This window comes from Agrobacterium sp. CNPSo 2736, from assembly GCF_004005385.1.
GTDB lineage: Bacteria > Pseudomonadota > Alphaproteobacteria > Rhizobiales > Rhizobiaceae > Agrobacterium > Agrobacterium leguminum.
Window position 1 is genome coordinate 190,711 of record NZ_RZTX01000001.1, and the last position, 12,919, is coordinate 203,629.

Sequence of the window (12,919 nt, forward strand, 5' to 3'; positions counted from 1 at the left end):
AAAAATATTCCTGATAGTTGACGGGATGGAATTCCATATGTTAGCCCTTCATTCAGAAACGAATGGAGGCGCCTGTCGATGTGCGGCATTGTTGGACTATTCCTGAAAGACAAAAGCCTTGAACCGCAGCTGGGTCAGTTGCTTTCGGACATGCTCGTCACCATGACCGATCGCGGCCCGGATTCGGCCGGCATCGCGATCTACGGAAGCGCTGCCGATGGCCGGGCGAAAGTGACGATCCAGTCGGCCGATCCTACCGCCGATTTTTCCGGCCTCACCGAAGCGTTGAAGGAAAGCGGCGTCGATGCCGTTGTCACGGTGAAGAGCACTCATGCGGTTCTCGATATTCCCGCCGAAAAACTGGATGGTATCCGTCCGGTTCTTTCCGCAATCCGCCCGAACGTGCGTGTCATGGGTTCCGGCGACAGCGTCGAAATCTACAAGGAAACCGGTCTTCCGAAGGATGTCGTCACCCGTTTCGACGTGCGCTCCATGGCCGGCAGCCATGGCATCGGCCACACCCGCATGGCGACGGAATCGGCGGTGACGACGCTTGGCGCGCATCCTTTCTCCACCGGCGCAGACCAGTGCCTGGTGCATAACGGCTCGCTTTCCAACCACAATAATCTGCGCCGCGAACTGGTGCGCGAAGGCATGGTCTTCGAGACCCAGAATGACTCGGAAGTCGCCGCCGCCTATCTCACGGCGGAAATGGCCAAGGGCAAGGATCTGGGCGAGGCGCTGACCGGCGCGCTCGATGATCTCGATGGTTTCTTCACTTTCGTCGTCGGCACTAAATCCGGTTTTGGCGTGGTGCGTGATCCCATCGCCTGCAAGCCTGCTGTCATGGCCGAGACCGACCGATATGTCGCTTTCGGCTCTGAGTATCGCGCTCTGGTCAATCTGCCCGGCATTGAAAATGCCCGCGTCTGGGAGCCGGAACCGGCGACCGTCTATTTCTGGGACCATGAAAAGGCCGCCTGAGACCGTCATCGGCGCCTGTTTTGAAAGTCATAATCCATGCCAGTTTTCGATCTCTCCCACACGCCGCTGCGTGAACTCAACAAGGCGCTCCACGGTCTTTCCTCGGGCGCGAACGACACCGAATTCGAGGTCGTCAATCCCCGCGGCCACCATGCCGTGGCGGTCGGCATCGACAGCCCCGTCACCGTCGATGTGCACGGTTCGGTCGGTTATTATTGCGCCGGCATGAATGATGGCGGCAACGTCACCGTGCACGGCTCGGCCGGGCCGGGTGTCGCTGAGAACATGATGTCCGGCACGGTCGTCATCGAGGGCGACGCCTCGCAATATGCCGGCGCGACAGGCCGCGGCGGGCTTCTGGTCATCAAGGGCAATGCCGCCTCACGCTGCGGCATTTCCATGAAGGGCATCGATATCGTCGTGAAGGGCAATATCGGCCACATGTCGGCCTTCATGGGCCAGTCCGGCCACCTCGTCGTCTGCGGCGATGCGGGCGATGCGCTGGGCGATTCCCTTTATGAGGCGAAGCTCTTTGTGCGCGGTTCGGTGAAGAGCCTCGGTGCCGATTGCATCGAGAAGGAGATGCGGCCCGAACATCTCGAAAAGCTCGCAGAACTTCTACAAAGGGCCGGCGTCACGGATGTCAGCCCTGACGAGTTCAAGCGCTACGGCTCGGCCCGCACGCTCTACAATTTCAACATCGACAACGCCGACGCGTATTGAGGCGAGGGATTTTCCGATGAGCTATCACAACCCCTTCACCCCGCCGCGCAAATCCGCAACCTTCGATGACCACACGCTGGCGGAAATCCGCCGCGCGGCGGCGACCGGCATCTATGACATTCGCGGTGCGGGCACCAAGCGCAAGGTGCCGCATTTCGACGATCTCCTGTTTCTCGGCGCGTCCATCTCGCGTTATCCGCTCGAAGGTTATCGCGAGAAATGCGATACGACCGTGACGCTCGGCACGCGCTTCGCCAAGAAGCCGATCACGCTGAAAACGCCGATCACCATTGCCGGCATGAGCTTTGGCGCTCTGTCAGGCAATGCCAAGGAAGCGCTCGGCCGTGGTGCGACAATCGCCGGCACCTCCACCACCACGGGCGATGGCGGCATGACGGATGAGGAGCGCGGCCACAGCCAGACGCTGGTTTACCAGTATCTGCCCTCCCGTTACGGCATGAACCCGAAGGATTTGCGCCGTGCGGACGCCATCGAGGTCGTCGTCGGTCAGGGCGCGAAACCGGGCGGCGGCGGCATGTTGCTCGGCCAGAAGATTTCCGATCGCGTCGCCAATATGCGCAACCTGCCGAAGGGCATCGACCAGCGCTCCGCCTGCCGTCATCCCGATTGGACCGGACCGGACGATCTGGAAATCAAGATCCTCGAACTGCGTGAAATTACCGACTGGGAAAAGCCGATCTATATCAAGGTTGGCGGTGCACGGCCCTATTACGATACGGCGCTGGCGGTGAAGGCCGGTGCCGATGTGGTGGTGCTGGATGGCATGCAGGGCGGCACGGCGGCCACGCAGGATGTCTTCATCGAAAATGTCGGCATGCCCACGCTTGCCTGCATTCGCCCCGCCGTGCAGGCGTTGCAGGATCTCGGCATGCACCGCAAGGTGCAGCTCATCGTCTCCGGCGGCATTCGCTCAGGCGCTGATGTCGCAAAGGCGTTGGCGCTCGGTGCCGATGCGGTTGCGATTGGAACTGCAGCGCTTGTGGCGCTGGGCGATAATGATCCGCATTGGGAAGCGGAATATCAGAAACTCGGCACCACGGCCGGCGCTTATGATGACTGGCACGAGGGCAAAGACCCCGCCGGCATCACTACGCAGGACCCGGAATTGGCAGCACGCCTCGATCCCGTCGCCGCCGGCCGCCGCCTTGCCAATTATCTGAAGGTCATGACGCTCGAGGCGCAGACCATCGCGCGTGCCTGCGGCAAGAACCATCTCCATAATCTGGAGCCGGAAGATCTGGTGGCGCTGACGATGGAGGCTGCCGCCATGGCGCAGGTTCCGCTTGCGGGAACCAACTGGTTCCCGGGCAAAGGCAGTTTTTAAGCCATAAGAACGGACGGGCGCATTTGGGAGGATGTGCCCGTCTTTTTTCGATGAAGTGTCTGATATTCAAAAAAAGGGGAATGACGTGACACTGGATCTCTCCAAATTTGCTGCCGAAAAGGGCATCAAATATTTCATGATCAGTTATACCGATCTCTTCGGCGGCCAGCGCGCCAAGCTGGTTCCCGCAGAAGCCATTGCCGATATGCAGAAGGATGGCGCGGGTTTTGCGGGCTTCGCCACCTGGTTCGATCTGACGCCCGCCCATCCCGATCTATTCGCCGTGCCCGACGCCTCCTCGGTCATCCAGCTCCCCTGGAAAAAGGATGTCGCCTGGGTCGCCGCCGATTGCGTGATGGAAGACCAGCCGGTGGAGCAGGCGCCGCGCGTGGTGCTGAAAAAGCTCATCGCTGAGGCGGCAAGCGAAGGGCTCAGGGTCAAGACCGGCGTGGAGCCGGAATTTTTCCTGATTTCGCCGGATGGTGCGAAAATCTCCGACGAATACGATACGGCGGAGAAGCCCTGCTACGACCAGCAGGCGGTGATGCGCCGCTACGATGTGATCGCCGAGATTTGCGATTACATGCTGGAGTTGGGCTGGAAGCCCTACCAGAACGACCATGAGGACGCGAACGGCCAGTTCGAGATGAACTGGGAATATGACGACGCGCTGCAGACCGCAGATAAACATTCCTTCTTCAAATTCATGGTCAAATCCGTCGCCGAAAAACACGGGCTGCGCGCCACCTTCATGCCGAAGCCTTTCAAGGGTCTGACCGGCAATGGCTGCCATGCCCATATTTCGGTCTGGGACATCGACGGCAAGGTCAACGCCTTTGCCGACAGGGAAATGCCTTTCGGTCTGTCGGCCAAGGGCAAGACGTTTCTCGGCGGTATCATGAAGCATGCGTCCGCTCTTGCGGCCGTCACCAATCCGACGGTCAATTCCTACAAGCGCATCAACGCGCCGCGAACGATTTCCGGCGCGACCTGGGCGCCGAATACGGTGACCTGGACCGGCAATAACCGCACCCATATGGTGCGCGTTCCGGGACCGGGACGGTTCGAACTGCGCCTGCCGGATGGAGCCGTGAACCCCTATCTGCTGCAGGCCATCATCATCGCCGCCGGTCTTTCCGGTGTCCGCTCCAAGGCCGATCCCGGTCCGCACTACGATATCGATATGTATCGCGAGGGCCACAAGATCACGGATGCACCGAAGCTGCCGCTCAACCTTCTCGATGCGCTGCGCGAATATGAGAAAGATGCGGAATTGCAGCAGGCACTCGGCACTGAATTCTCCAAGGCCTATCTGAAGCTCAAGCAGGGTGAGTGGAACAGCTATTGTTCGCAATTCACCGCATGGGAGCATCAGACCACCCTCGACGTCTGAGCCCGGTTTTCCCCGCCGTCCTTGCGGCTTTTCCCCGCGCTGATCAAAAGCGCGGGGTTTTTCACTAAAGTGCGTCGCGTCCAATCTGGTTCATGCCACGCGCTTTAGATCTTTGTTTTTAAACATGTCTTGGTCCCAAAACCGCTGCACACTTTTGGGGGACGTGCTTTATCGATGACAGAAAGAGTGCCAGATGACGAACTTCGTCCTGACCGTGACATGCAAATCAACCCGCGGCATTGTCGCCGCCCTTTCAGGCTTTCTCGCTGAGAAGGGGTGCAACATCGTCGACAGTTCGCAATTCGACGATCTCGGCACCGGCCGTTTTTTCATACGCGTGGGTTTCATCTCCGAGGAGGGCGCGACGCGCGACGCGTTGATGGCCGGGCTTGCTCCGATATCGGAAAAATTCGGCATGGAGGTGGCGCTGCACGACCAGGCAGAGCGGATGAAGGTTCTTTTGATGGTGTCGCGCTTCGGCCATTGCCTCAATGACCTGCTCTACCGCTGGCGCATCGGGGCGCTGCCGATCGATATTGTCGGTGTGGTTTCCAACCATTTCGATTATCAGAAGGTCGTCGTCAATCACGACATTCCGTTCCACCACATTCCGGTGACGAAAGAGAACAAACCGCAGGCCGAAGCCCGGATCATGGAGATCGTGGAAAGCTCGGGTACGGAACTCATCGTGCTGGCGCGTTACATGCAGGTGCTTTCCGACAGGATGTGCGAGGCGATGTCGGGCAGGATCATCAATATCCACCACTCCTTCCTGCCGTCCTTCAAGGGGGCCAACCCTTACAAGCAGGCCTATCAGCGCGGTGTGAAGCTGATCGGTGCAACGGCGCATTATGTGACCGCCGATCTGGATGAGGGACCGATCATCGAGCAGGATACCGTGCGCATCACCCATGCCCAGTCGGCCGAAGACTATGTGTCGCTCGGCCGCGACGTGGAAGCGCAGGTGCTGGCGCGTGCCATCCACGCCCATATTCATCGGCGCGTATTCCTGAATGGCAGCCGAACCGTGGTGTTTCCCCCCGGTCCCGGCTCTTACGCTTCGGAAAGAATGGGATGAGCATTCTGCGTGAGCCGCGCTGATGTTGCCTTAAGCAGAGCACGGCGCTAAATAAGCTGGTACGCCATAATACAAAAGCCATTTCCCGCTTTGTTCGTAACTGCGTTGCAAAGAAACGGGAGGTGTCAAACGAGGTGATACCATGACAGATGCTTCGCACGGAACTGCCATTCGCGTTGAGCGCCCGACAAAGACGCTGAGGGAACTCGCTCTCGACAAGGTCCGGGACGCCATCGTGAACGGTTATTTCCGCCCGGGCGACCGTCTGGTCGAGCGCGATCTCTGCGCCCAGCTCGGCGTTTCCCGCACCATCGTTCGTGAGGTCCTGCGGCATCTGGAATCCGAGGGGCTGGTGGCGAATTTGCCGAACAAGGGCCCGATGGTCGCGATGCTCGATCTCGATGAGGCGAAGCAGATTTATGAAATTCGCGGTGCGCTGGAGGGAATGGCGGCACGCCTTTGTGCGGAACGTCGCGATCCTGCCATCGTGGAAGCGCTTGAAGTGTCGCTCAGGCATATCCGCGAAAGCTATGTCGCCAGGGATATGCCGGGCGTTCTGGCGCATACCTCGTCCTTTTATCAGACGCTGTTCAGCAAGATCGACCGGCATGTCGCCTGGGGCGTCGTCAATCTGCTGACGGTGCGGATCAACCATCTTCGTTCGATGACGATCAAGACGAAAAGCCGCGATACCGAAGGTCCGGCGCAAATGGAAAAGATCGTCGAAGCCATCCGGCAGGGGGACGGAGACGCCGCTTACAAGGCGGCTCTGGACCATGTCGCGAGCGCAAGCGCGATTGCGGAAGCCGTTCTCATCGCCCAGAAGAGCGGCAAAGAGTGACCTCTTCCGCCTCGTATTCGGCTAAAATTTCCGGCGCAGTATCTAGCCTGCGTCGGCACCTATTCCCGCAAGCGTGGTTTGCAGCATTTCCCGAACGGCAGCTACCAGATTGTTGAGCGGCTGGTCGTCGCGGTAAAATGGCGCCGCCGTCCGGACGTGCTGATAAAGCCTATCGGTGCCGGGCGCACGGCCGGCTTCGCCAGGCTGCATGTCGTAGGCCTGCGCGGCGCTCATGATCTCGATTGCCAGAATGGTTTCCAGATTGCCGATAATCGAAAGCGTCTTGTCGGCAGCGGCGGTGGCGTGAGTCAATATATCCTCCTGCAAGGCGGAGGTGATGCCGCCATCGAGGCTGGCGGGGGCGGCGAGGCGGCGATTTTCCGCGGCAAGCGCTGCGGCCGTGTACTGGATGATCATGAAACCGGAACAGACACCGTCACTTTCCGCCAGAAAGGCGGGCAGCCCGCTGACAAGCGGGTTGACGAGCCGGTCGATACGCCGCTCGGAAATCGCCGCAAGTTCGGCTGCGGCCGTCGCCAGCCCATCCATGGCAAGCCCGAGCGCCGCACCGACGGCGTGGGCCTGGGAGTGGACCTCGGGCGCCTGCGGCGTGCCGCCGACGACCGGGTTGTCCGTGACACTCGCGAGCTCGCGGTCTACGACATCGGCGATCTGCGCGACGCTGTCGCGAACGGCGCCATGCACCTGCGGCACGGCGCGCAGGCTGAGCGGATCCTGCGTGCGCGATCCGGCCGACCGGGCAAGAAGCGGGCTTGCCGCCAGAAGCTGGCGCAGATTTGCGCCGACGGTTTGGATGCCGGGCGAGCTGCGCAGTGCCAGCGGCCCTGCGGCGAAGGGATCGGCCTGCGCACCAAGGTTTTCATAACTCATCGCCGCTGCCGCATCGGCCCAGTCAAGGAGCGAAGTCGTGCGGGCAAGCGCGAGGCTGGCGAGGCCGGTGGCGCAGGGTGTGCCGTTAACGAGGCTGAGCCCCTCCTTTGCCTGCAGAACCATGGGTTCGAGGTTAAGCTTTTCGAGCCCCTGTCTGCCGCTGATGAGTTCGCCGCCGTGGCGGGCCCAGCCTTCGCCGATCAGCACCAGACCTATGGCCGCGGCATGGGTGAGGTAACCCACCGAGCCCTTTGACGGAATAACGGGAAGAATATCGCCATTCAGCAGGGCGAGCAGCGCTTCGACCGTCTTGACCTGCACGCCGGAATAACCATGCGCGAAGTTGTTGATCTGGGCGGCCATGATGGCGCGCGTTTCTTCGCGTCCGAGCGGTTCTCCGACGCCGCAGGAGTGGCTGAGCAGGATGTTGCGGGAGAGGGCCTGCTGCTGCGAGATGTCGACGATCACATCGCAGAGCGCGCCGACACCTGTGTTGATACCGTAACCGCGAACCCGTTTTTCGACCAGCGCATCGACGATGGCGCGTGCTTCGGCAATGCGCCGCCACGCTTTATCCGACAGGGAAAGCGTCGCACCTTTTGCAACAGCGGCGATCTCTTGCCAGGTGAGGGGACGATCGATGGTGATCGTATCAGCCATGCTGGCCTTCTCCCGCACCCGTGCGGCGCTCCACGAAACGGGCGACATAGTCGTTTGCGGGGCTGTTGAGGATCTGGTCCGGCGTTCCCACCTGCACCAGTTTGCCGTCCTTCAGGATCGCGATCTGCGCGCCGATGCGGAGCGCCTCGTCGAGATCGTGGGTGATGAAAACGATGGTCTTGTGCAGGTTCTTTTCGAGCTGCAGCAACTGGTCCTGCATGTCGGCGCGGATCAGCGGATCGAGCGCCGAAAAGGCCTCGTCCATCAGGATGACGTCGGTATCGGCGGCCAGCGCGCGGGCCAGACCGACACGCTGCTTCATGCCACCGGAAAGCTGGTGCGGAAACTTGTCCTCATAGCCTGAAAGGCCGACGGTCTCGATCCACTTCATGCCGATGGGCCGTGCGTCGGCCTTGGTCAACCCGCGCACGCGCTGGCCATAAACGACGTTCTGCAACACGGTGCGGTGCGGCATCAGGCCGAAATTCTGGAACACCATGCTGACGCGCCGGTTGCGGAAGTCGCGCAGATCTTTCGGTTTTAGTGCGAGAACATTGTCGTCGCCGACGAGAATCTCGCCGCTTGTCGGTTCGATAAGGCGGTTGATGTGGCGCACCAGCGTCGACTTGCCGGAACCGGAGAGGCCCATGATCACGAAAATGCGGCCGCCCGCTATATCGAGGCTGACATTGTCGAGGCCAACGCTGCATCCCGTCTTTGCCAGGATGTCGCTCTTTTCCGCGCCCTGTTGCGCCATGGCGAGCGCAGCCTTCCAGTTGCCGCCGAAGATCTTGGACACGTTGCGGATATGGATATCAGTCATTGCCCATCTCCTTCCGGCTGGATCGGCCAAAACCCTGGGTGATACGATCGAGCACGATTGCGAGAATAACGATGCCGAGGCCCGCTTCGAGGCCCTTGCCGACATCGAGCGTCTGGATGCCGTTCAGCACCTGCTCGCCAAGGCCGCGCGCGCCGATCATCGAGGCGACGACGACCATGGAGAGCGCCATCATGATCGTCTGGTTGAGGCCGGCCATGATCGTGGGCGTGGCGAGCGGCAATTCGACGCCGAAGAGGATTTGTCTCGGGCTGCCGCCAAATGCGGTTGCCGCCTCCACCACTTCCCGGTCCACCTGCCGGATGCCGAGATCGGTCAGGCGGATCAGCGGCGGCACGGCATAAACGATGGTGGCCAGCACGGCCGGAACCTTGCCGAGGCCGAAAAGCATGATGGCGGGAATGAGATAGACGAAGCTCGGCATGGTCTGCATGACGTCGAGCACCGGCAGGGTGATGCGCCTTGCCCACTCGCTTTTGGCAAGCAGGATGCCCATGGGCACGCCGATGACGATGGAGATGAGGCTGGCAATCAGCATTAGCGCCAGCGTCTGCATCGTCAGGTCCCAGAGACCGAGCGCGCCGACGATGAAAAGCATCACCGCCACCATGATGACGAGCGAAATCTTCTTCGCCGCGAACCAGGCGAGAACCAGGAAGACCAGAAAAATGACCCACCACGGCAGACCGCGCAGCACCCATTCCACGAAGAGGATCGCCTGCAGGATCGTCTGCGAGATTGCTTTGAAAACGGAGCCGTAATTCACCACCAGCGAACGCACGATCTCATTGATCGGGCCTCGGATGGAAATATGAAAAACTTCAGGAAACATTGGTGTCGTCCTCGCGCCTGCCGACCCCACATCCGGGAGCCGGCCCCTGTCCTGACGGGAAAATGCGCGCCGGAAGCCCGGCGCGCCTGCGATGTTTACTTGACGGCGGCTTCGATACGCGCCTTGGCGTCCGCAGAAACCCAGCTACCCCAGATATCGGCCTTGGTCTGAAGGAAGGTTTTGGCGGCGGCTGTCGCATCGACCTGTTTGTCGGTCATATAGGCGAGGCTGGAGTTGATCTCCGCCAGCGGGAATGTCGCCTTTTCAAGGATCGCGATGATTTCCGGCGCTTCCTTCGCAAAGGTGCTGTTCACGCCATAGGCCACTTCGACGGAGGGGAAGGCGCAGCCGGCGTCGCGCTTTCCATCGGCGCTCGTCAGTTCCTTCCAGCAGGCGTCGCTATAGGCCGGCTCCTGCAGCTGGATGAGCTTGTATTTGCCCATGATTGCCGTCGGGCTCCAGTAATAGAACAGCATCGGCTCGCCCTGGAGATAGGCGGCGGCAATGGCGGCGTCGAGAGCGGTGCCGGTGCCGGGGCGGAAGTTCACATAGTTTGCTTCCAGCTTGTAGGCCTGCAGCTTGGCGGTGTTGACGCCTTCGCAGGTCCAGCCCGAGGGGCAATTGAGGAAGCGGCCCTTGGTCGGCTCTTCCGGATCCTTGAACAGCTCGACGATCTTCGGGTCGGAAAGCTGGTCGACGCTCTTCAGGTCCGGAGCCTTGGCTTCGATGCCTTTTGCCGGGTCGCCCTTGACCAGATATTCCGGCACGAACCAGCCTTCGGCGGCGCCAACGAAGGTCTTGCCGACCGATGTTACCTGGCCTGCTTCCGCAGCCTTGTTCCAGACGTCGGAGCGGCCGATCCATTCTTCAGCGAAGATCTGCACGTCGTTATTGGCGGTCGCCTGTTCCAGCGTCACGGAGTTGCCCGGAATGGAATCGACCTTGCAATCATAGCCCTTGGAGAGGATTTCCTTCATGACTTCGGTGATGAAAGCACCGCTTTCCCAGTCGATGCCGGCGAAGGTGATGGTCTTTCCAGCGGCGCAATAGCCTTCCGCTCTCGCGGACCCGGCATAGGCTCCCATGATGAGCGCGGTGGTGGCCAGCGCGATTTTCAGCTTTGAATTCAGCATTGCATTCCCCTTTTGGTTTGATGATTGGCAAGTTGCTGGCATGCGTTTTGTGGTTTCAGCCGGGCGCTCCGGGCAGATGTCTACCCCTGAGCCCGGCGGTCATTGGTGCATTTCATGTCCCATCGAAATCGGCAGCCGGTTGATTGTCGAATCAATACGGAATTCGTTGTTCGCCTCGAAACGATGTGCCGAAAGTTCACTATACAACTTTGAAAAATTCAAATGGTTCACGCGCATTGGCGACGCCGGGTGGAAGGCGCATGCGGTTGGCGGGTTCTGGCAAGGGCGGTCTTTCAGCGCATATTGCGCGGCCGAGCCACCAAACATGGCTTCGGCACCGGCATGGCAGCTCCTGCCGTTGCGCTGGGCGGGCATTCGAATATCGCCCCGACTATCGGCGGGAGACTTGCGGCCGCTGGAGATCGAGTCTTCGCTTGCCATTATTTTTCCCCTCAAGTTGTATATGTAACTTCACACATTTGCGAAAGACAAGCAAGATAGGATGTGATAATTTTGTGCTTGCGCGGATTCTGGCTGCGTTTTGTGCAGTCGCCCGATTTTTAGGAGTTTCAATGCTGCCCGTCACCGAAAACGAGTTTCCTGTCTCGGGCGATCGCTCCTCCCTGCCGCTATATGAGCGGGTGAAAGAACAGATCAAGGAAAAGATCGCCAGCGGAGAGTGGTTGACCAACCACAGGATACCCTCCGAAAACGAGATCGTCGACATGCTGGGTGTCAGTCGCATGACGGCAAACCGCGCGCTGCGGGAGCTGGCAACCGAGGGGGTGATCGTTCGCGTGCAGGGGCGCGGCTCTTTTGTCGCCCCGAAAAAGCGAAGCGCCGGCATGATGGGCGTGCGCAATATTGCCGACGAGATCAAGGAGCGCGGCTCGACGCATCGGCCGAGCCTGATTCTCGCCCAGACGGAAGTTTGCGGTCCCGATCTCGCAACGGCGCTGGAGATCGCCGTGGGAGCGAAGGTTTTTCACTCCATCATCGTACACCACGAAGACGATGTTCCGATCCAGCTCGAAGATCGCTTCGTCAATGCGGAGATCGCTCCGGATTATCTTATGCAGGATTTCAATACGCTCACCCCGAATGCCTATCTGACGGCGGCGGCACCGATTTCGCGCACCGAGCAATTCATCGAGGCGGCATCGCCCCAGCCCTGGGAATGCAAATTGATGGCCATCAGCCGAAACGAGCCCTGCCTTCTCGTGCGCCGCAGAACCTGGTCATCGAGCCGCGCCGTCACGTCCGTACGGCTGCTCTATCCCGGTTCCCGATATCGGCTCGAAAGTCAGGAATAGAGGCCACCGGCCTCGGCTGCCTGATCTTCCGGAACATTGCCGCCGTATTGGGCGGCCACTTGCGCATCCAGTCCGGCTGATGACGCCCCGGTCAAATCTGCCCCATTTTCCCGCCTCCAATCGTTGCTTGCCAAGTGCAATCGGTTGGCCATAGCGCTCGACTTATCGGCGACGACAACCCAAAAATTCCATTGCTCACCCTTACGGGATTACGGTACTTGACAGTCATATATTATGGCATACCATAAGCCATCATATTTACGGAGAGAGCGCTGATGTCCATCCAGATCCGCAAGACCCTGCTGCAGGTCGAAACGACGTTGATTGAGGGGGGCAAGGCTGCCGCAGCGCCGTTGAGGCTGTTCGCCGCCATTGCGGTCGTTAAAAATCCGTGGGCGGGCAAAGGTTTCGTAGCCGATCTGAAGCCGGAAATTCACGCAGGCGCGCCGGTGCTTGGCGAATTGCTGACGAAGATGATCCTTGACGCCGTGGGCTCCGGCGAGGCGGTGGAGGCCTATGGCAAGGCGGCCGTCGTGGGGCTGGATGGTGAGATCGAACATGCCTCCGCGCTCATCCATACGCTGCGCTTCGGCAATCACTATCGTCAGGCGGTCGGCGCCAAATCCTATCTCGCTTTCTGCAACACGCGCGGCCCAGGCAATGCGCCGATCATGATCCCGCTGATGGACAAGAATGATGAGGGCCGCCGTTCGCATTATCTGACGATCCAGACGGCCATTCCCGATGCCCCGGCTGCGGACGAGATCGTGGTCGCGCTCGGTGCTTCCGTTGGCGGCCGGCCGCACCACCGCATCGGCGACCGTTATCAGGATCTGAAGGATCTCGGCCAGGATGTCGCCAATCCGGCCGGCGTTTGAGGCGAAC

General features: G+C 60.2%; 13 protein-coding genes. 8 read left to right on the top strand and 5 right to left on the bottom strand.

Annotation, left to right across the window (positions count from 1 at the left end; all coding sequences use genetic code 11):
• The first annotated feature begins 78 nt into the window (after positions 1-78).
• The 6 genes from EM858_RS00865 (at position 79) to EM858_RS00890 (ending at position 6,364) form a co-directional block, all read left to right on the top strand.
• Positions 79-984: a glutamine amidotransferase family protein gene (locus EM858_RS00865; RefSeq protein WP_127755510.1), complete on the top strand. Its 906-nt coding sequence runs from the start codon at positions 79-81 to the stop codon at positions 982-984.
• A 36-nt stretch (positions 985-1,020) separates the two neighbouring features.
• On the top strand, positions 1,021-1,707 hold the full coding sequence (locus EM858_RS00870; RefSeq protein ID WP_127755511.1) for a GXGXG domain-containing protein: 687 nt from the start codon (positions 1,021-1,023) through the stop codon (positions 1,705-1,707).
• Between the two features lie 16 nt (positions 1,708-1,723).
• Positions 1,724-3,052: an FMN-binding glutamate synthase family protein gene (locus tag EM858_RS00875; protein WP_046799983.1), complete on the top strand. Its 1,329-nt coding sequence runs from the start codon at positions 1,724-1,726 to the stop codon at positions 3,050-3,052.
• 85 nt (positions 3,053-3,137) lie between these two features.
• Complete coding sequence (gene glnT / locus EM858_RS00880; RefSeq protein ID WP_127755512.1) at positions 3,138-4,445, top strand: type III glutamate--ammonia ligase; 1,308 nt, start codon at positions 3,138-3,140, stop codon at positions 4,443-4,445.
• Positions 4,446-4,638: 193 nt separating this feature from the next.
• A complete protein-coding gene (gene purU / locus EM858_RS00885; protein WP_078052082.1) occupies positions 4,639-5,523 on the top strand; it encodes a formyltetrahydrofolate deformylase in 885 nt (294 codons plus the stop codon).
• Positions 5,524-5,665: 142 nt separating this feature from the next.
• Positions 5,666-6,364, top strand: coding sequence for a GntR family transcriptional regulator (locus tag EM858_RS00890; protein ID WP_080819568.1), 699 nt, complete (start codon positions 5,666-5,668; stop codon positions 6,362-6,364).
• Positions 6,365-6,406: 42 nt separating this feature from the next.
• Here the strand turns inward: EM858_RS00890 and hutH are convergent, their stop codons facing one another.
• From hutH to EM858_RS00915, 5 genes are all read right to left on the bottom strand, one after another.
• A complete protein-coding gene (gene hutH / locus EM858_RS00895; protein ID WP_127755513.1) occupies positions 6,407-7,915 on the bottom strand; it encodes a histidine ammonia-lyase in 1,509 nt (502 codons plus the stop codon).
• Positions 7,908-8,738, bottom strand: a complete 831-nt coding sequence (locus tag EM858_RS00900) for a glycine betaine/L-proline ABC transporter ATP-binding protein (RefSeq protein ID WP_003519594.1) — start codon at positions 8,736-8,738, stop codon at positions 7,908-7,910. The genes hutH and EM858_RS00900 overlap by 8 nt, the downstream gene beginning before the upstream one ends.
• A complete protein-coding gene (locus EM858_RS00905; RefSeq protein ID WP_003519593.1) occupies positions 8,731-9,588 on the bottom strand; it encodes a proline/glycine betaine ABC transporter permease in 858 nt (285 codons plus the stop codon). Before EM858_RS00905 ends, EM858_RS00900 begins: the two co-directional genes overlap by 8 nt.
• Before the next feature lie 95 nt (positions 9,589-9,683).
• Positions 9,684-10,721, bottom strand: a complete 1,038-nt coding sequence (locus tag EM858_RS00910) for an ABC transporter substrate-binding protein (RefSeq protein ID WP_065656555.1) — start codon at positions 10,719-10,721, stop codon at positions 9,684-9,686.
• Positions 10,722-10,820: 99 nt separating this feature from the next.
• A complete protein-coding gene (locus EM858_RS00915) occupies positions 10,821-11,162 on the bottom strand; it encodes a hypothetical protein (protein ID WP_127755514.1) in 342 nt (113 codons plus the stop codon).
• A gap of 131 nt (positions 11,163-11,293) precedes the next feature.
• On the opposite strand from EM858_RS00915, the gene hutC reads away from it, so the two are divergent.
• Complete coding sequence (hutC, locus tag EM858_RS00920) at positions 11,294-12,034, top strand: histidine utilization repressor (protein WP_003519590.1); 741 nt, start codon at positions 11,294-11,296, stop codon at positions 12,032-12,034.
• A 275-nt stretch (positions 12,035-12,309) separates the two neighbouring features.
• Positions 12,310-12,912 (top strand): amino acid synthesis family protein, encoded by a 603-nt coding sequence (locus EM858_RS00925; RefSeq protein WP_127755515.1) that lies wholly within the window; start codon positions 12,310-12,312, stop codon positions 12,910-12,912.
• The last annotated feature ends 7 nt before the right edge of the window (positions 12,913-12,919 follow it).

What these genes read in the sequence shown, in the direction of transcription:
- EM858_RS00865 (WP_127755510.1), top strand. Translation starts at nt 79, where the DNA reads ATGTGCGGCATTGTTGGACTATTCCTGAAAGACAAAAGCCTTGAACCG.
- EM858_RS00915 (WP_127755514.1), bottom strand. Translation starts at nt 11,162, where the DNA reads ATGGCAAGCGAAGACTCGATCTCCAGCGGCCGCAAGTCTCCCGCCGAT.
- EM858_RS00900 (WP_003519594.1), bottom strand. Translation starts at nt 8,738, where the DNA reads ATGACTGATATCCATATCCGCAACGTGTCCAAGATCTTCGGCGGCAAC.
- EM858_RS00890 (WP_080819568.1), top strand. Translation starts at nt 5,666, where the DNA reads ATGACAGATGCTTCGCACGGAACTGCCATTCGCGTTGAGCGCCCGACA.
- EM858_RS00905 (WP_003519593.1), bottom strand. Translation starts at nt 9,588, where the DNA reads ATGTTTCCTGAAGTTTTTCATATTTCCATCCGAGGCCCGATCAATGAG.
- hutC (WP_003519590.1), top strand. Translation starts at nt 11,294, where the DNA reads ATGCTGCCCGTCACCGAAAACGAGTTTCCTGTCTCGGGCGATCGCTCC.
- EM858_RS00925 (WP_127755515.1), top strand. Translation starts at nt 12,310, where the DNA reads ATGTCCATCCAGATCCGCAAGACCCTGCTGCAGGTCGAAACGACGTTG.
- purU (WP_078052082.1), top strand. Translation starts at nt 4,639, where the DNA reads ATGACGAACTTCGTCCTGACCGTGACATGCAAATCAACCCGCGGCATT.
- EM858_RS00910 (WP_065656555.1), bottom strand. Translation starts at nt 10,721, where the DNA reads ATGCTGAATTCAAAGCTGAAAATCGCGCTGGCCACCACCGCGCTCATC.
- EM858_RS00875 (WP_046799983.1), top strand. Translation starts at nt 1,724, where the DNA reads ATGAGCTATCACAACCCCTTCACCCCGCCGCGCAAATCCGCAACCTTC.
- EM858_RS00870 (WP_127755511.1), top strand. Translation starts at nt 1,021, where the DNA reads ATGCCAGTTTTCGATCTCTCCCACACGCCGCTGCGTGAACTCAACAAG.
- hutH (WP_127755513.1), bottom strand. Translation starts at nt 7,915, where the DNA reads ATGGCTGATACGATCACCATCGATCGTCCCCTCACCTGGCAAGAGATC.